Consider the following 16,779-nt stretch of genomic DNA (forward strand, 5'->3'; position numbering starts at 1 on the left):
AATCAAGTATACTAATAAAAATCAGAATTATCTGACAACTTATAAAGGAGCGTGGCCGAGATGAAACAAGTAATTGAAGCTTTCCGTAGACAAGATGCAGAGCAGCGAATTCCAGTGCTACGTCTCGAAATCGATTATGAGCTCAGTACGCTCTTCGATGCGATTCAAGCCAATGACCAAGCTGCCATGTCAGCAAGTAAAGATCGTTTAGATAAATACCGTCAGGAGATGCTTCGCTTAGAAGCTTAACCTCATAGATCCCCCATCTCTCCTCCCCCTTGAGATGGGGCTTTTTTTGTTTACTTTTTGACATATGTTCTATACGTAAGAGAAAGAAAGGATCGCTTCCGGATGATATATCGGAAACGATCCTCTCACTTTATTTCGCTAACGGACAATTTACGCATTGATCCGCTTCTATCTCAAAATCAATTAATCGACGTCACGACCACGTGATGCCTTCAAAATCTCAAACCACTGTTCGCGTGTCAACGACAATTTCGTCGAACGAACCGCAGATTCGATACGTTCAATCTTACCAGAACCAACGATTGGCATGATACGTGCTGGATGTTTGAGCAACCATGCATATGCGACTTCGTCGATTTCTTCTGCCCCAATCGTCTCTGCGATCTCAGCTAATTTTTCGCGTAACGGAGCATATTGCTCGTCCTTGAAGAGACGACCGCCCGCAAGCGGACTCCATGCCATCAACGGCATCTCATTTTCATGACAGAGATCAACGGATCCGTCCTCGAAATGTTTCAGTTCCGAAACCGACAACTCGAGTTGGTTCGTCACGAGCATGAATGGTAAGCGCGACTGAATGAGACTTTGTTGCGCAGGTGTATGGTTCGAGAGACCGAATGTCCGTACCTTTCCTGCGTCCTTCAACTCTACGAACGCTTCAGCAATCTCGTTCGGGTCCATCAACGGATCTGGACGGTGAATCAACAACGTATCCACGTACTCGACACCGAGTTCTTGAAGAGAACGGTTGACTTGTTTGATGATATGCTCTTTCGTCGTATCGTAGAATGACAACGACTGATCCGAGAAATGATTCCCTTTCATCTTGATGCCCGTCTTCGTAACGATCTCCATTCGGTCACGTAACTCCGGTTTTAAAGCAAGCGCTTCTCCGAATAAGCGTTCATTCGTGTAATCGCCATAGATATCTGCGTGATCAAACGTCGTAATTCCTAAAGCAAGACATGCTTCGATCAATTCAAGCCGCTCTTCTTTCGTCATCTCCCATTCATTCAATCGCCATAAGCCGTGAATGATGCGTGAGAATGATAAATCTTCTGTTAGTTGAATCCGTTCCATCTATCTTCCACTCCCCAATCGTATAAACTCTATCTCGTTTACTGTACCCCAAAATGGTACCGGTTGCACGGATTTCACTTTTTGATGCTCTGAGATAAAAAACAGGACCCCGTCGATGACGTGATCCTGCATGGGACTTATTGAATTTGTTCGACTTCTTGCATGACTTCATCTTCGATTTGCTGACGTTTCCGTGTCGTCTCAGCAGCATCTGGTGACGTGACGCTGAAGTAGAATTTGATTTTTGGTTCCGTACCCGATGGACGAAGGCAGAACCATGATCCATCGCTAAGCGTAAACTTCAGTACGTTGGATTTTGGCAAGTTGATCGGTGAAGGTTGATGTGTCTTCAAATCGTGGGCGATGCTCGCATCATAGTCCTCGAATAAGACGACCTGTTCTCCAGCCACTTGTTTTGGCGGATTCTCACGGAACGTATCCATGATACGACCGATCTGTTCCACGCCATCCTTCCCTTTGAGTGTCAGAGAGCGGAGTGACTCTTCAAAGTACCCGAACTGCTCGTAAATCGCCTGTAATGCCTCATAGAGCGTCCGTCCTTCTTTCTTATGGTACGCAGCCATCTCAGCAGCTAACAAGCACGCTTGGACGGCATCCTTGTCTCGGCAGAAGTCACCGATAAGGTAACCATAGCTCTCCTCGTATCCGAAGAGATACTCATATTGACCCGATGCGTTATATTGTTTGATTTTTTCCCCGATGAACTTAAAGCCTGTCAATGTATTCTCGACGTGGAGATCATAGTGACGTGCAATCAACGCGCCGAGTTCCGACGTAACGATCGTCTTCGCGACGAATCCGTTCGCTGGCAGTGTTCCTTGCGCCGCTTTTTGTGAAAGGATGTAGTCGAGCAATAACGCTCCCGTCTGATTCCCTGTCAGGACTGTCCATTCTCCGTCTGCATCACGTGTTGCGACTCCAACACGGTCAGCATCTGGATCCGTCGCAATCAAGATGTCTGCATCTGTCCGGTCACCATATTCGATCGCCAGTTTAAAGGCAGCATGTTCTTCCGGGTTCGGCGACGTCACGGTCGGGAACGCACCGTCTGGTTCCGCTTGCTCCTTGACGACTGTCACCTGTTCGAATCCGTAACGTTTCAATCCTTCTGTTACAGGCACAAGACCTGTTCCGTGAAGTGGTGTGAAGACGATTTTAAGTGGATCCGCTAATTCCGATTGAATCGAAGGTAAGACACGAATCGTTTGTAATTTGTCTTGGTACGCTTCGTCGAGTTCTTCTCCGACACGGACGATCAATCCGTTCGCGCGAAGGACTTCTTCTTGCTCAAGTTCAATCGACAGCTCATCTTCGATTTGGCTAACGTACGAAACGAGTTCATCCGCTTCTTTTGGTGGAAGTTGTCCACCGTCATCCCCGTATACTTTATAACCATTGTACTCTGGTGGGTTGTGACTCGCCGTGATGACGATCCCCCCCGCTGCTTGTAAAGACCGAACTGCAAACGACAGTTCTGGTGTCGGACGTAGACCGTCGAACAGATACGCTTTGATGCCGTTACTTGCGAGCGTCCGTGCCGCCTCCAGCGCAAATTCTGGTGAGAAATGGCGTGAATCGTGTGCGATGACGATTCCTTTTGCTGCCGCTTCTTCCCCCGACGCCTTAATGAATGCCGCGAACCCTTGTGATGCCTTTCGGACCGTATATACGTTCATCCGGTTCGTCCCGACACCGATTTCCCCACGCATACCACCTGTTCCGAACTCGAGTTCTTTATAGAATGCTTCTTCGGCTGCTTTTTCATCCGTTGCTAGCGTGACTAATTCTTCTTTTAATGTACTGTCTAAATCAGCGAACTGATCCCATTTTTGATAGGTTTCTTTCCATGACATGGTAAATCGACTCCTTTTTTAAATGAGGGTAAGACTTGCGATGATGCGATACCTTTCATATGATTAACACTAGAAAGGGTAAGGTGATGAGGCATGTTTCCTACGATTCAAATGGCAGATCTTCAACAGCTCGTCCGAACGGATCAGATTCGCTGGTTTGACTGCCGATATGACTTGCAACAACCTGAATATGGACGAAATGCTTTCTTGGAACAACACGTCGAAGGTGCACAGCACCTGAATTTAACAACTGACCTTTCCGGTCCCATCGATGAGGTCGGCGGTCGGCATCCGCTTCCTTCAAAAGAAGCGTGGCAACACACACTGGAACAGCATGGTGTGACACCAGAAGACTTCGTCGTCTTGTATGACGATGGTTTTCCTTATGCAGCTCGTGCGTGGTGGTTATTTAAATGGATCGGACATGAGCGTGTCGTCGTCCTTGAGGGCGGATTCTCCTCTTACCTAGCGTTCGATCTTCCGGTCACGGACGACGTTCCTACTTATGAACCTTCTCATTACGCGCCTCGTTTTCAAGATGAGATGCTCGTCTCGTTCGAAGAGCTGAAAGATCAGCTGACAGAAACGATGGTCATCGATTCCCGTGCGCCCGATCGATACCGTGGAGAAATCGAACCACTCGATCACGTCGCCGGCCACATTCCAGGTGCCGTGAATTGTTTCTTCGAACAAGCACTCTCACCAGATGGTCGCTTACGGGACGCGGAAGATTTGAAAGAATTGTACGCCGACATCCTACCGGTCACAGCACCTATCCTCTATTGTGGAAGTGGTGTGACAGCGTGTGTCAATGTCATCGCTCTCCATTCACTCGGGAAAACCGATGTCCGGCTTTATGCCGGCTCTTATAGTGATTGGGTCAGTCGTGGTGAAGATGTCTCCCGTTCGTAAGCATCAGACACTGACAGAAACATCTGTCAGTGTCTTTTTGTTCAGAGTTGAATCGGTTTGATGTTCCAGATCGCATTCGCATACTCTTTAATCGTTCGATCACTTGAGAACACACCTGACCGCGCAATATTAAGAATGACGCGTTTATACCATTCTTCTGGTTGCTGATACATCCGATCAATTCGTTCCTGCGCTTGTTGATACGACATGAAGTCTTTCAGGATCAGATACTCATCATTATACGTCAATAATGAATCGTAAATCGCTTGGAATTCACCTGGAGCAAATAAGGTTCCATCAACGAGACTATCAATAATCCGTCGTAACTCGGGTTGGGCATTGTATTGATCGTATGCACTGTAACCACCGTACTGCTTATAATTCATGACTTCTTGCGGTGTTAAGCCGAAGATGAAGATGTTCGCATCCCCGACCTCGTCTCGAATTTCGATGTTCGCTCCGTCGAGCGTTCCGATTGTCAGTGCACCATTCATCATGAACTTCATGTTGCCGGTTCCAGAGGCTTCATAACTTGCAGTCGAAATCTGTTCACTGACGTCACTTGCCGGGAAGATTTTCTCAGCAAGCGATACACGATAGTTTTCTAGGAAAACGACTTTCAAGTACGGACTGACGTCTGGATCATCGTTAATCAAGCGTGCCAATGCATTAATGTAACGAATGACTTCTTTTGCATAATGATAGCCTGGCGCCGCCTTTGCACCAAAGATGAATGTCCGCGGTGTCATCGTGAAGGAACGGTCTTCCTTCAGACGATAGTAGAGCGAATGAATGTGTAATGCATTCAAGAGTTGACGTTTGTACGCATGCAATCGCTTGACTTGAACATCAAAAATCGAGGTTGGGTCCACGACGATACCGGTTTCTTTTTCAATGAGCAACGCTAATTCTTCTTTACGCTGAAGTTTGATCTCGGCGATGTCCTTCTGTAATGCTGAATCCTCTGCCCATTTCGTCAACTTTTGCAAATCGGATGGATGCTGAATCCAACTATCCCCGATTGCTTCTGTCACACGATTTGCCAGTGCTGGATTCGATGAGAGGAACCAGCGACGATGTGTAATTCCGTTCGTCTTATTATTAAAGCGAAGCGGAAACATCTCATAAAATAGTCGCATCTCGCGCTGCTTCAGAATCTCAGTATGAATCTGAGCGACACCATTCGTCGAATGCGTGCCGACGACAGCCAGATTCGCCATGTTGATCCGGTTATCCGCGATGATGGCGATATCTCGCATATGCGCTTCCATGTGTGGATAGTTTGCAAGCACATCCTTACAGAAGCGTCGGTTGATTTCCTCGATAATGAGGTAGATGCGCGGTAACAAGCGACGGAACAAATCGATCGGCCAGCGCTCGAGTGCTTCTGACAGTAACGTGTGGTTCGTAAACGACATGACACTCTTCGTGATGCGCCATGCTTCTTCCCATCCAAATCCTTCTTCATCGACAAGAATCCGCATCAACTCCGGAATCGCGACGACCGGATGTGTATCGTTGATATGGATAGCGATATGGTTGCCGAGTTGCTTCAATGAATGATTTCGCTTTTTAAAGGACGTCAAGATACTCCGTAATCCGGCAGAGACAAAGAAGTATTGTTGCTTCAAACGCAACTCTTTTCCTTCATACGTCGTATCATCCGGATACAGAAACTCTGAAATCGTCTGAATCGATTGTTTATGTGCCAGTAAATCTTTATAGTTCCCACGGTATTGGCTAAGTAATTCATCATCATCAAGTGGAGACTCAGCACTCCAGAGTCGCAGGTTATTGACGACCTTGTTTTGATAGCCGACGATCGGCATATCGTACGGAACAGCACGGACGATTTCAGCCGGCTCATGATGGACACGATATCCATCACCGACTTCTTCGAGCCAGACATGTCCACCGAATGGAACATCGACCGCTTTATCAGAACGTCTGATTTCCCACATGTTCCCGTTCTTCAGCCAGTTATCCGGTAACTCGACTTGATAACCATCAATGATTTTTTGCTTAAACAGACCGTACTGATACCGGATCCCGTTCCCGTGTCCAGGCAGACCCAGCGCAGCCAGGGAATCGAGGAAACACGCCGCGAGACGACCGAGCCCTCCGTTCCCAAGTCCAGGTTCCGGCTCTTCTTCTGTCAAATCACTGAGCTGATATCCGAGTTCGTCAAGTCCCCGTTCCACATCCTTTAAGACATCAAGACTCAATAGGTTGTTATGCAGGAAACGTCCGAGTAAAAACTCGAGTGAAAAGTAATAGACTTGCTTACTTTTTTTATGGATATACGTTTCCTTCGTCCGTAACCAGTCGATCGTGACCGTCTCACGTACCAGATAGGCAAGTGTCTGATAGATATCGTTTTCTGTTGCTTCCGTTATTGCCTTGCCATGCATCGAAACGAATCGTTCCGTAAACCTCTCCTTGAACTTCTCTTTATCTTTGAACATGACGTAACCCCTTTTCCCAGTGATACGATCAAGTGGCGGACGGTGCAATCAAACGATATAAAGCCAAGTATTCGTCGGCTGAACGCAACCAACTGAAGTCCTCATTCATCGCTGTCTCAATCAAATGCTCAAAGACTGGTCGATCATGATACACCTCAATCGTACGTTTAATCGCTTCTAAAAACTCATGTGCATTATAATTCGCGAACGAGAATCCATTTCCTTCTAACGTGAACTGATTGAACGGTTTAACCGTATCACGGAGCCCACCTGTTTCCCGAACGACCGGTAAACAGCCATACTTCATCGAAATCAACTGACTGAGACCACACGGTTCAAAACGCGAAGGCATCAAGAAAGCATCACTTCCTGCATAGATCCGTTGTGCGAGACCAACGTCAAATCCGATATAAGAAGCGATTTTGTCTGGACGAATCGATGTCGCATGATGGAACAACCCTTCATATTCCGCTTCACCCGATCCGAGAATGATGAACTGCGCATCGAGTTCGAACAAGTCTGGTAAGATATGCGCGAGTAAATCGATTCCCTTTTGGTCGACAAGACGAGAAACGAAACCGAACAGTGGTACGTCCGGATTGATCGGGAGACCTAATTCCTCTTGTAAGGCAGCCTTGTTTTTTGCTTTTCCTTCCGTGACGGTATCAACGGAATACGTCTCAACGAGATGCGTATCATGAGCAGGATCAAATTGACGATAGTCGATTCCGTTCAAGATTCCACGCACGTCGACAGCGCGATGTTGCAAGACCGGCTCAAGTGTCTCACCGTAATACGGATCCATGATTTCATCACGGTACGATGGACTGACTGTCGTGATTTGATTGGAGTGGACAAGTCCTGCCTTCATGTAATTGACGAGACCGTTATGAGCGATCCCATCCGCTGTGAAATGTTCATGACTCAAACCAAGTAAGTCACCGAGCACTTCTTCCGGGAAGACTCCCTGGTACTGTAAGTTGTGGATCGTAAAGACCGTTTTAATATCTTGATAGCGCTCAAGATGCTGATAATGGATGCGTAAGAACGCTGGAATCACACCTGTTTGCCAATCGTGACAATGGATGACGTCCGGTACTTCCTTTCGATCCAGATGTTGGATCATTTCAAGGACAGCACGTGAGAAATACGCAAACCGTTCCGCATCATCGTAATGTCCATAAATGACGCCATCCCGTTTGAAGTAGTACTCATTATCGATGAAATAGAACGTCACACCATCTTGTTTCAATCGGAGGACAGCACCAAATTGCTGGCGCCAGCCGACCGGTACGATGAAGTCGAATAAAAACTCCATCTCTGATTTGTATTGTTCCTTGATTTGACCGTAATTGGGTAAGACGACCGAAACGTCCGCCCCTTCCTCAGCAAGCGCTAAAGGGAGCGAGCCGACGACGTCAGCTAGCCCCCCTGTCTTGATGAAGGGTGTCGCTTCCGTGGCAGCAAACCATACCTTCATGAATGACATCTCCTTTAAACGATTGTTTGTTTTTTGATGACGATTGGTTCTTCTGCCGTTCCGCGGATGACTTGACCGCGTTTGACGGTGACTTCTTTATCGAGAATCGCGTACTCAACGACCGCGCCTTCTTCAATGACTGATTTTTGCATGATGATCGAATTCTTGACACGAGCGTGTTTACCGACTTTGACACCACGGAACAAGATGCTGTCCGTCGTCGTTCCTTCTAATTTACAGCCGTTCGCGACAAGTGAGTTCTTGATGTCAGAACCCGGTAGATAACGTGTCGGTGGCTCATGCTTGATTTTCGTATAGACGTGCTGGAAGTCATTGATTGCTCCCCATTGTTCAAGCAACAGCATGCTCTCACGATAGTATGAACGAAGCGAGTGAATGACTTGTGATGTACCACTGTACTCATAACCGTGCACGTGTAGACGGTTCAATTGTGAACGAATGATACTCTGAAGTAAATCGTACTCACCACGAGCAATCGCTTCATCAATTAAACGAACAAAGAGATTTTTCGATAGAACGACCGTCTCCATGTAGAACGTCTCATCCGTCGGCTGGAATCCGCGTGATCCAATCGCTGTCACGCGATTCTGTTCACCAAAACGGATCGGGCGGCAGTATTTACAAGGTAGCTCACGCTTCGTATAGACGACCGTAATATCCGCATTCGATTCTTTATGTTCACGTAATACATCGCGATAATCCACCGCGGATAAGATGTTTGAACCAGAGACGACGACATAGTTTTCTTTACTGCGAAGGAAAAAATCACGGTGAAGGTGGAAGTTCGATAGATCCCCACGGAACTCGTTCGCATCTTGTGACAATGCAGGTGGGAAGATATAGAGTCCACCGTTTGAACGGTCAAGATCCCACTCTTTACCAGATCCAAGATGGTCCATCATGCCCCGATATTTCTCGAGCGTAAAAATCCCGATGTTCGCGATATCGTTTTGTACCATGTTCGTTAATGTAAAATCGATCAACCGATAACGCCCTGCAAATGGAACTGCCGCTAAGTTACGATGCTCCGTCAATTCCTTGAAAAAGCCTTCTTCCCCACTCAGATTGATGACACCTAATAAATCGACCTTCATTCGAATATCCCCCTTATTGAATCGCTTCTTTGATGACTTCGTTCTTCTTGACGATACTGTCTGCTTCGATGACGAAAACTTCTCCGTCTGGAGAACCAATCGTTGCACCATCTTCTACGATTACGCCATCTGCTAAGATCGCCCGGTGAATCGTGACGTCTCGTCCGATTTTGACGTTCGGGAAGATGACCGAGTCTTTGACGAGTGATCCTTCTGCTACATCGACACCGTAGAAGAGAACCGAATGATTGATTTCTCCTTCGATGTGGCATCCTTCGTTGATGATCGATGTCTCGACTGTCGCAGCGTTTCCAATGTATTGTGGTTGCTGATTCGGGTTGACCGAATGTACTTTCCATGACGGTTCATACAAATCGAATTCAGGCTCTGCCGTCAATAGATCCATGTTCGCTTCCCAAAGGGATTGAATCGTCCCGACGTCTTTCCAGTATCCTTTGAATTTATACGCACGGATATTGAGATTTTCAAAAAGCATGTTCGGGATGATATTTTTACCGAAGTCAAAGCTTGATTCCGCATCGCCGGCATCTTGAATCAAGTGGCGTTTTAAGATATCCCAGTTAAAGACATAAATCCCCATCGATGCAAGATTTGATTTCGGATTTTTTGGTTTTTCTTCGAATTCATTGATTCGTAAGTCATCGTCCGTATTGAGGATACCAAATCGCGGTGCCTCGTCCCATGGTACTTCACGTACGGAAATCGTGACATCAGAACCTGTCACACGGTGTTCCTCAATCATCTTTTCGTAGTCCATTTTATAAATATGGTCGCCTGATAGAACAAGAACATATTCAGGGTCAAATTGATTGATATAACTCATATTTCGATAAATAGCATTTGCTGTGCCCTCATACCAGTTTTTGCCGTTCTGTGCTTGGTATGGTGGAAGAATCGTTAATCCGCCATTACGGCGATCCAAATCCCATGGACTTCCAATGCCAAGGTATCGATTCAACTCTAATGGTTCGTATTGCGTCAACACGCCAACTGTATCGATTCCTGAGTTCGTACAGTTCGAAAGTGGGAAATCAATGATCCGGTATTTTCCTCCAAATGCAACAGCTGGTTTCGCAGTGTGTTTCGTCAAAGCTCCCAGACGTTTCCCTTCTCCGCCTGCAAGTAACATCGCAACGACATTCTTTTTAGCCATTTCGTCCCCTCCATTTATGCTCTTTTTTTACAGATGACTCGCGTTCTAAAATCCACAGATACTTCTATATACCCAATCTTTTCTCTTTTTAATATAACATTCCTGCAAAATAGGTTTATTAAAATACAAAAATCGAAAAAAAATCTATTGATTTCTCCATAAAAGACCGATAATAGGAATGAAATGACTTTTTGAAAGGAGTTCTCATGCGAATTACGACAGGATATCTCGTCTTACTTGGTCTTGCGACGATGCTTCTATTTTCCTTATTTTCAATAAAAGATGAGTTGAAAACAGCACGTACACTTTTTTTCTGGGCCGATGAACAGACGACGCGACATCCACTGACCTCCTATCAACCAATCACCGTAACCTATGAAAACAAACGGGTCGAGCTCTATGACGGATTACGACGGGATGATCTAACTCCTCGAACATTGCCGAAAAAAGTCGAGCAAGCGTTTGTTGCCATCGAAGATCAGCGTTTCTATCAACATGACGGATATGACATCACAGGAATCTTACGCGCGTTTACGAAAAACCAGTCTGATTCTAAATCTCAAGGTGGCAGTACGATCACACAACAACTAGCAAGAATGACATATCTAACAAACGAAAAAACATATACTAGAAAAATAAAAGAGTTGTTAATTGCTGTGTCTTTGGAGCAAAAATATTCGAAAAAAGAACTGATGACAGCGTATGTCAATCAAGCCTATTTCGCGAATAATATTTATGGCATCGAACTTGCCGCAAAATCCTATTTCAATAAGCCGGCACGTGAGTTGAGTTGGTCTGAAATCAGTTTTCTGACAGCAATTCCGAATAATCCTTCTCTTTATGACCCGCTGCGCTTTCCTGAAAACACAAAAAAACGTCAGCAACGAATCGTTCAAGCGTTAATACGCGATCGTGTACTGACGAAAGATTTTGCTATTTCTCGTGTGTCGCCTCGATCCTATAAACCGAGTGTCCCTTATCCGGACTATATCGATGCCACCGTTCAAGCTGCCGTTCGGATGACCGCTCAAAAAAAGGGTTGGAGTGAGAAGCATGCTGCAGAATATCTGCATCAACAAGGTGCGGTCATCTCGACATATCTCGACTCAGCAGAACAACGACGGGCTAAGGAAGCTCTTCGCAATCTACCCAACCCGATTGAGGGGGCTTATGTTGGCATCGACGGACAAACACACGGAGTCACAGCTCTTGTCGGCTACAAATCGAATTTGACAGGTCAGTTCAACCGAGCAGTGCAGTCGTACCGACAACCTGGTTCAGCCATCAAACCGTTACTTGTCTACGGTCCTTACCTTGAGAAGACGAAAGCCCGCTTGTCGAGCACGTTAGACGGTAGTCCCGTCTGTATCGATGGATACTGTCCGTCAAATAGCGGAAATCGAATTCTCGGACAAGTAACAATTGCCGATGCGATCGCTTACTCCTATAACACACCAGCAATTCGAGCATTTGCTGTCTCTTTCCGGGAAGGATTGAAGTCCATCCGTCCATTCCAGTTTAGCCAATGGACACGTGAGGATGATGCCTTTACAAGTGCCCTAGGTGGGTTGCAATACGGGATCAGTCCATATGAACTGACGAACGCTTATTCCGTATTCGTCAATGACGGGATCTATCGACCGGCATCGATGATCAAAAGTATTACGCTTAAAAATGGAATAGTCGAACGACCACAAGAAAAAGAACAACGGATTTGGTCCAGTCAGACGAACCGGGAATTACGGGCTGGTTTAAAGAATGTCATGACGTATGGAACGGGACGCAAAGGATATGATTCCTCTACGCGCTATATCGGAGGAAAAACAGGAACGACGAACGATAACAAAGACATGTGGTTCGTCGGTATTAAAAATCAACATATCGGAGGGATTTGGCTAGGGGCAGATCGCCCGCGTCCCTTCCCTGTTGAGGCGAATGCAACGTTACAAGTCCAGACGTGGGCGACGATTTTACGTCCTTAAGTCAACTCGGAAATAAAATCGCTTCCCCGAACGAATTGAATAAAGTCAGACCGACCCACGATAGACCAGCAAGCAGAACACCCCAGGCTAAGAAAGAAAAGATAATCAAACCGACGGCTCCTGCTGCACTCGTCATTTTACTAATTTGTACCGTGTAAAAGATAAAATAGATGAAAAAAGACACAAGCAACACGATTCCGACATGCAAGAAGGACGTCATGAAGGCGAAGCTGACACAACCTCCGATAAGTAGCAGAATACTTCCCGGACGTAACATGCTGAGTGTCGTTCCCTCTTGTTCCTTGATGAAAAAGGCGAAACCGAGCTGATTGATCGTATCCGATAATAATTTCAATGAACTGAAAATCATGAAGTAAACGATCAAAAAGCCAAGCCAAACGACAAGCTTCGTATCGCGTGCCGTCAAGAGTTGTAACAATTCATCGTACACACCAACTTGATCGAGCCAATGTAATGCGAGTTCCGTCGTTGCAATCGCAAGGGACGTACTAAATAACAAGATGCTGATCAGCGGAGCATAACTTAATAGGTAAACGTTCGTACGCATGTGGAGTCTCCATTCATAGAAAATTCATATGTAGCACACAATTTCACTTACAGGTATACTATAATAGATTATATCGGTTCAAGAGACTGAAGGGGGAAACAAAAATGGCATTTATCTTAATGGTCGGCGTAAGTCTTGCGTTTTTGACAGCAATCTTCACTGCAGGCTACAACAAAAAACCTGAAGGTAACGAATAATTCATAAAAGCTCCATCCTGATTCAGGATGGAGCTTTTGCTTTATAGAAGACCTGCGTATCCTTGCTGACGCAATGCTTCATAGACGATGATCGCTGCCGTGTTCGAGACGTTCAGTGAACGAACGAGATTCGATTGGGGTAGACGGATACAACGCTCTGCGTTCGCATCGATGACTTCAAGCGGCAATCCTTTTGTTTCCCGACCAAAGACAAAGAAATAATCCTGTTCGACATCCGATAAGTCGATCTGGCTCGGGTACTGTTCTCCATATTTCGTAATATAGTAGAAAATACCTTCCGGATGCTTCTCCCACAGTTCTTCTAACGAATCATGATAACGGACATCGACGAATTCCCAGTAATCGAGACCCGCACGTTTAAGTTGCTTATCGTCCGTCGAGAAGCCGAGCGGTCGGATCAAGTGAAGGACGGAATGCGTCGCTGCACATGTGCGTGAAATATTTCCTGTATTTTGAGGAATCTCCGGTTGATACATAACGACATGAATAGCCATGGTTCAATTCTCTCCTATCTCATGCGCTAAAAGCGCTTCTTTATGGGCAATCCCACTTGCAAAACCCGTCAGTTTACCAGTCGCCCCTATGACACGGTGACACGGATAAATTAACGCGATCGGATTCCGGTTCAAGGCACCACCAACGGCTCGTGCTGCCTTTGGTTTCCCGATCATTCGAGCCAGTTCACCGTAACTGATCGTCTGACCAAACGGAACGGTTCGTAAAGCGTGCAACACTTGCTCCGCAAACGGTGTGACACGCAACTGACAAGGAAGTGCATCAAGCGCTTGTCGATCGCCTCCTGCATAACGATCAAACGCCATGCGCCAAGCTTTCGGTAATTCACCGTCGTCGGTTTCTTCTTGCAAATAGGTTCGAGCACGCTCTTCATTCAATCCAAAATCGAGATACACGATGTGCTCTTTTTCCCATGCGACGAGCAATGTACCAAACTCATAAGTGAGCTGTTGAAATGGCATCTGCTTCCCCCCACTCCTCAAGTAACCGTTGTCCTTCTGTCTGCACATCCACTGCAGTATCGGCTAAAAGACGTGATTCGATATATGACTTTTCTTCAATTCCACCAATTCGACCGACTGCCCAGAGTGCAAGCGCCCGCATGTCTTCCCGGGCATCCGTTTCTGTCATTAACCGTAGCGCCTCAATCGCGCTCTTGTCTCGATAATGGACGAGCGCACAAATCGCATTACGCTGAATCGGCTTTTTTCCACGCCATGCGCCAGACAACGTACCGAACCGGCTCTTGAACTCACGGTTACTCATGGATAAGAGTGGAACTAAGAGCGGTTTGACTTGTTCTGGATCCGGCTGCAGTTCAGCGTGATGTGTCGCATTCTTCTTCCGGTTATACGGACATACTTGCTGACACGTATCACAACCGTATAGACGGTTCCCAAGCGCCATTCGGAATGGTTCTGGTAGTAATGTTTTCGTCTGCGTCAAAAACGAGATACACCGTTTAGCGTCGATGACGCCAGGTTCAACAATCGCATCCGTCGGACAAGCGTCGATACACTTATTGCATGTCCCGCATAATTCTTCGACTGGCTGGTCCGGCGGTAGGACGATATCTGTAATCAGTTCACCAAGATAGAGATAGGATCCGTGCTCCTCACTGATGATCGAGCAGTTTTTCCCACTGAATCCGATACCTGCTCGTTCTGCTACTGCACGATCGACGAGTTCTCCTGTATCGACCATCGAGCGCGTCCTTGCACCTGGACTCAATTCTTGAATTTTTTCTTCAAGTAACGTCAAGCGTTGTCGCAACGCCTGGTGATAATCCAGTCCCCAGGACGATCGACAAAAGATTCCCCGTCGCTCCCCTTCCTTGCCACGAGGTGCACTTTTGAGAGTACTTGGATACGCGACCGCAATGGCAATGATCGAAGCGGCATCTTCAACGAGTAGAGACGGTGTCGTTCGAAGATCGAGATCGGGCTCTTCAAAACCAGAAGCGAATCCTTTTTCTTGTTGCGCTTGCAGGCGACGTTTTAAGACAAGAAATGGATCAGCCGTCGTCACCTTCAATTCATCAATCCCAATCTCTGCTGCGTACTCTTGTAAAGCCAATTTCAATTGCACACCATCCATCACGATCTACTCCTTTCCTCGTTAAAATCCCGTTCCTAAACAAAAAGAGCAAGGTGTCAGCGAAAACGACACATTGCTCTTTTTTAGTAAGCGGGTGAAGGGAATCGAACCCTCGTCATCAGCTTGGAAGGCTGAGGTTTTACCATTAAACTACACCCGCATGATCAGGTGAAACATCAGATTGTGTAAAAAGTATAAAGCGGGTGAAGGGAATCGAACCCTCGTCATCAGCTTGGAAGGCTGAGGTTTTACCATTAAACTACACCCGCAAGATACCGGTGGTCGGAATCGAACCGACACTCCAAAGGAACACGATTTTGAGTCGTGCGCGTCTACCAGTTCCGCCACACCGGCACAATCTCTTGCAAAACTATTTAATTGAGAAATAGTTGGAGGCGCCAGTCAGAATCGAACTGACGATAAAGGAGTTGCAGTCCTCTGCCTTACCACTTGGCTATGGCGCCACTCATTGGAGCGGAAGACGGGATTCGAACCCGCGACCCCGACCTTGGCAAGGTCGTATTCTACCACTGAACTACTTCCGCTTGAAAAGCTGGGCTGGAAGGGATCGAACCTTCGCGTGCTGGAATCAAAATCCAGTGCCTTACCACTTGGCTACAGCCCAATAATAAGAGGGCGACTGATGGGAATTGAACCCACGAATGCCGGAATCACAATCCGGTGCGTTAACCACTTCGCCACAATCGCCATGGTAAACAGGGGCAGCAGGAATCGAACCCGCGCTGACGGTTTTGGAGACCGTAGTTCTACCGCTAAACTATGCCCCTATGGTGGTGGGGGGGGGCGGATTCGAACCGCCGAACCCGAGGGAGCGGATTTACAGTCCGCCGCGTTTAGCCACTTCGCTACCCCCCCACAAATGGGAAAATCATGTTGTTAATAAAGATGGTGGCTTTGGACGGAATCGAACCGCCGACACAAGGATTTTCAGTCCTTTGCTCTACCAACTGAGCTACAAAGCCTTAACAATGGCGGTCCTGACGGGATTCGAACCCGCGATCTCCTGCGTGACAGGCAGGCATGTTAACCGCTACACCACAGGACCGTATGTAATTGCGGGGGCCGGATTTGAACCGACGACCTTTGGGTTATGAGCCCAACGAGCTACCAGACTGCTCCACCCCGCGACGCTATAAATGGTGACCCGTACGGGATTCGAACCCGTGTTACCGCCGTGAAAGGGCGGTGTCTTAACCGCTTGACCAACGGGCCATTATGAATTGAAAGTGATGATGGCGGAGAGCAAGGGATTCGAACCCTTGAGACGCTTTTGACGCCTACACGATTTCCAATCGTGCTCCTTCGGCCACTCGGACAGCTCTCCATTGTACGTGGTGAAGAAGTAATAAATGGCTCCGCAAGTAGGATTTGAACCTACGACCTACCGGTTAACAGCCGGTTGCTCTACCGCTGAGCTATTGCGGAACGATCGCCTGGCAGCGTCCTATCCTCACAGGGGGAAGCCCCCAACTACTTTCGGCGTTCAAGTGCTTAACTTCCGTGTTCGGCATGGGAACGGGTGTGACCAC

At 46.9% G+C, this 16,779-nt stretch carries 13 protein-coding genes, 15 tRNA genes and 1 rRNA gene; 3 read left to right on the forward strand and 26 right to left on the reverse strand.

The window, feature by feature from the left end:
• Positions 1-60 precede the first annotated feature (60 nt).
• On the forward strand, positions 61-249 hold the full coding sequence (locus tag KNQ18_RS11285) for a hypothetical protein (protein ID WP_023467331.1): 189 nt from the start codon (positions 61-63) through the stop codon (positions 247-249).
• Between the two features lie 183 nt (positions 250-432).
• On the opposite strand, the gene KNQ18_RS11290 is transcribed toward KNQ18_RS11285, so the two are convergent.
• Together KNQ18_RS11290 and KNQ18_RS11295 are read right to left on the reverse strand one after the other, a co-directional pair.
• Positions 433-1,329, reverse strand: a complete 897-nt coding sequence (locus KNQ18_RS11290; protein WP_058265034.1) for an aldo/keto reductase — start codon at positions 1,327-1,329, stop codon at positions 433-435.
• Between the two features lie 137 nt (positions 1,330-1,466).
• Entirely contained in the window at positions 1,467-3,203 is a 1,737-nt protein-coding gene (locus KNQ18_RS11295; protein WP_215084777.1) for a phospho-sugar mutase, read from the reverse strand.
• A 93-nt stretch (positions 3,204-3,296) separates the two neighbouring features.
• Between KNQ18_RS11295 and KNQ18_RS11300 the strand changes: the two genes are divergently transcribed.
• On the forward strand, positions 3,297-4,115 hold the full coding sequence (locus KNQ18_RS11300) for a sulfurtransferase (protein ID WP_215084779.1): 819 nt from the start codon (positions 3,297-3,299) through the stop codon (positions 4,113-4,115).
• Positions 4,116-4,156: 41 nt separating this feature from the next.
• Here the strand turns inward: KNQ18_RS11300 and KNQ18_RS11305 are convergent, their stop codons facing one another.
• Genes KNQ18_RS11305 through KNQ18_RS11320 form a run of 4 tightly spaced genes read right to left on the reverse strand, consistent with a single transcriptional unit; the run spans position 4,157 to position 10,349 of the window.
• Complete coding sequence (locus KNQ18_RS11305) at positions 4,157-6,580, reverse strand: glycogen/starch/alpha-glucan phosphorylase (protein WP_215084781.1); 2,424 nt, start codon at positions 6,578-6,580, stop codon at positions 4,157-4,159.
• A gap of 28 nt (positions 6,581-6,608) precedes the next feature.
• Positions 6,609-8,060, reverse strand: coding sequence for a glycogen synthase GlgA (glgA, locus tag KNQ18_RS11310; protein ID WP_029340919.1), 1,452 nt, complete (start codon positions 8,058-8,060; stop codon positions 6,609-6,611).
• A 14-nt stretch (positions 8,061-8,074) separates the two neighbouring features.
• Positions 8,075-9,175 carry a glucose-1-phosphate adenylyltransferase subunit GlgD gene (glgD, locus tag KNQ18_RS11315; protein WP_023467325.1) on the reverse strand — a complete coding sequence of 367 codons (1,101 nt, stop codon included), beginning with the start codon at positions 9,173-9,175 and terminating at the stop codon, positions 8,075-8,077.
• Between the two features lie 13 nt (positions 9,176-9,188).
• Entirely contained in the window at positions 9,189-10,349 is a 1,161-nt protein-coding gene (locus KNQ18_RS11320; protein ID WP_023467324.1) for a glucose-1-phosphate adenylyltransferase, read from the reverse strand.
• Positions 10,350-10,555: 206 nt separating this feature from the next.
• On the opposite strand from KNQ18_RS11320, the gene KNQ18_RS11325 reads away from it, so the two are divergent.
• Positions 10,556-12,331, forward strand: a complete 1,776-nt coding sequence (locus KNQ18_RS11325) for a transglycosylase domain-containing protein (RefSeq protein WP_215084783.1) — start codon at positions 10,556-10,558, stop codon at positions 12,329-12,331.
• A gap of 1 nt (position 12,332) precedes the next feature.
• On the opposite strand, the gene KNQ18_RS11330 is transcribed toward KNQ18_RS11325, so the two are convergent.
• The 20 genes from KNQ18_RS11330 to rrf all read right to left on the reverse strand — a co-directional run.
• Entirely contained in the window at positions 12,333-12,899 is a 567-nt protein-coding gene (locus KNQ18_RS11330; RefSeq protein ID WP_214724342.1) for a DUF5366 family protein, read from the reverse strand.
• A gap of 238 nt (positions 12,900-13,137) precedes the next feature.
• Positions 13,138-13,611, reverse strand: a complete 474-nt coding sequence (gene trmL, locus KNQ18_RS11335; protein WP_023467320.1) for a tRNA (uridine(34)/cytosine(34)/5-carboxymethylaminomethyluridine(34)-2'-O)-methyltransferase TrmL — start codon at positions 13,609-13,611, stop codon at positions 13,138-13,140.
• Between the two features lie 3 nt (positions 13,612-13,614).
• Positions 13,615-14,094: a methylated-DNA--[protein]-cysteine S-methyltransferase gene (locus KNQ18_RS17425; RefSeq protein WP_149426890.1), complete on the reverse strand. Its 480-nt coding sequence runs from the start codon at positions 14,092-14,094 to the stop codon at positions 13,615-13,617.
• Positions 14,069-15,229 carry a tRNA epoxyqueuosine(34) reductase QueG gene (gene queG / locus KNQ18_RS11345; protein WP_215084785.1) on the reverse strand — a complete coding sequence of 387 codons (1,161 nt, stop codon included), beginning with the start codon at positions 15,227-15,229 and terminating at the stop codon, positions 14,069-14,071. Before queG ends, KNQ18_RS17425 begins: the two co-directional genes overlap by 26 nt.
• Before the next feature lie 89 nt (positions 15,230-15,318).
• A tRNA-Gly gene (locus KNQ18_RS11350) sits at positions 15,319-15,389 on the reverse strand.
• A 38-nt stretch (positions 15,390-15,427) separates the two neighbouring features.
• A tRNA-Gly gene (locus KNQ18_RS11355) sits at positions 15,428-15,498 on the reverse strand.
• Between the two features lie 4 nt (positions 15,499-15,502).
• Positions 15,503-15,583, reverse strand: a tRNA-Leu gene (locus KNQ18_RS11360).
• A 36-nt stretch (positions 15,584-15,619) separates the two neighbouring features.
• Positions 15,620-15,693: transfer RNA gene (locus tag KNQ18_RS11365), tRNA-Cys, on the reverse strand.
• 6 nt (positions 15,694-15,699) lie between these two features.
• Positions 15,700-15,774 (reverse strand) — tRNA-Gly (locus KNQ18_RS11370).
• Between the two features lie 8 nt (positions 15,775-15,782).
• Positions 15,783-15,854 (reverse strand) — tRNA-Gln (locus KNQ18_RS11375).
• A gap of 10 nt (positions 15,855-15,864) precedes the next feature.
• Positions 15,865-15,937 (reverse strand) — tRNA-His (locus tag KNQ18_RS11380).
• Between the two features lie 9 nt (positions 15,938-15,946).
• Positions 15,947-16,017 (reverse strand) — tRNA-Trp (locus KNQ18_RS11385).
• Positions 16,018-16,021: 4 nt separating this feature from the next.
• A tRNA-Tyr gene (locus KNQ18_RS11390) sits at positions 16,022-16,105 on the reverse strand.
• A gap of 31 nt (positions 16,106-16,136) precedes the next feature.
• Positions 16,137-16,212 (reverse strand) — tRNA-Phe (locus KNQ18_RS11395).
• Between the two features lie 7 nt (positions 16,213-16,219).
• Positions 16,220-16,295: transfer RNA gene (locus tag KNQ18_RS11400), tRNA-Asp, on the reverse strand.
• 8 nt (positions 16,296-16,303) lie between these two features.
• Positions 16,304-16,377, reverse strand: a tRNA-Met gene (locus tag KNQ18_RS11405).
• Between the two features lie 10 nt (positions 16,378-16,387).
• Positions 16,388-16,462, reverse strand: a tRNA-Glu gene (locus KNQ18_RS11410).
• Positions 16,463-16,483: 21 nt separating this feature from the next.
• Positions 16,484-16,574, reverse strand: a tRNA-Ser gene (locus KNQ18_RS11415).
• A gap of 26 nt (positions 16,575-16,600) precedes the next feature.
• Positions 16,601-16,675: transfer RNA gene (locus KNQ18_RS11420), tRNA-Asn, on the reverse strand.
• A gap of 6 nt (positions 16,676-16,681) precedes the next feature.
• Positions 16,682-16,779, reverse strand: a 5S ribosomal RNA gene (gene rrf / locus KNQ18_RS11425); the annotation flags it as partial.

The sequence above is a fragment of the Exiguobacterium sp. s78 genome, from assembly GCF_018618985.1.
Lineage (GTDB): Bacteria > Bacillota > Bacilli > Exiguobacteriales > Exiguobacteriaceae > Exiguobacterium_A > Exiguobacterium_A abrahamii.

Coding starts and splice junctions, on each gene's coding strand:
- KNQ18_RS11330 (WP_214724342.1), bottom strand. CDS start 12,899: ATGCGTACGAACGTTTACCTATTAAGTTATGCTCCGCTGATCAGCATC.
- KNQ18_RS17425 (WP_149426890.1), bottom strand. CDS start 14,094: ATGCCATTTCAACAGCTCACTTATGAGTTTGGTACATTGCTCGTCGCA.
- trmL (WP_023467320.1), bottom strand. CDS start 13,611: ATGGCTATTCATGTCGTTATGTATCAACCGGAGATTCCTCAAAATACA.
- KNQ18_RS11295 (WP_215084777.1), bottom strand. CDS start 3,203: ATGTCATGGAAAGAAACCTATCAAAAATGGGATCAGTTCGCTGATTTA.
- KNQ18_RS11325 (WP_215084783.1), top strand. CDS start 10,556: ATGCGAATTACGACAGGATATCTCGTCTTACTTGGTCTTGCGACGATG.
- glgD (WP_023467325.1), bottom strand. CDS start 9,175: ATGAAGGTCGATTTATTAGGTGTCATCAATCTGAGTGGGGAAGAAGGC.
- KNQ18_RS11290 (WP_058265034.1), bottom strand. CDS start 1,329: ATGGAACGGATTCAACTAACAGAAGATTTATCATTCTCACGCATCATT.
- KNQ18_RS11320 (WP_023467324.1), bottom strand. CDS start 10,349: ATGGCTAAAAAGAATGTCGTTGCGATGTTACTTGCAGGCGGAGAAGGG.
- KNQ18_RS11305 (WP_215084781.1), bottom strand. CDS start 6,580: ATGTTCAAAGATAAAGAGAAGTTCAAGGAGAGGTTTACGGAACGATTC.
- KNQ18_RS11300 (WP_215084779.1), top strand. CDS start 3,297: ATGTTTCCTACGATTCAAATGGCAGATCTTCAACAGCTCGTCCGAACG.
- glgA (WP_029340919.1), bottom strand. CDS start 8,060: ATGAAGGTATGGTTTGCTGCCACGGAAGCGACACCCTTCATCAAGACA.
- KNQ18_RS11285 (WP_023467331.1), top strand. CDS start 61: ATGAAACAAGTAATTGAAGCTTTCCGTAGACAAGATGCAGAGCAGCGA.
- queG (WP_215084785.1), bottom strand. CDS start 15,229: ATGGATGGTGTGCAATTGAAATTGGCTTTACAAGAGTACGCAGCAGAG.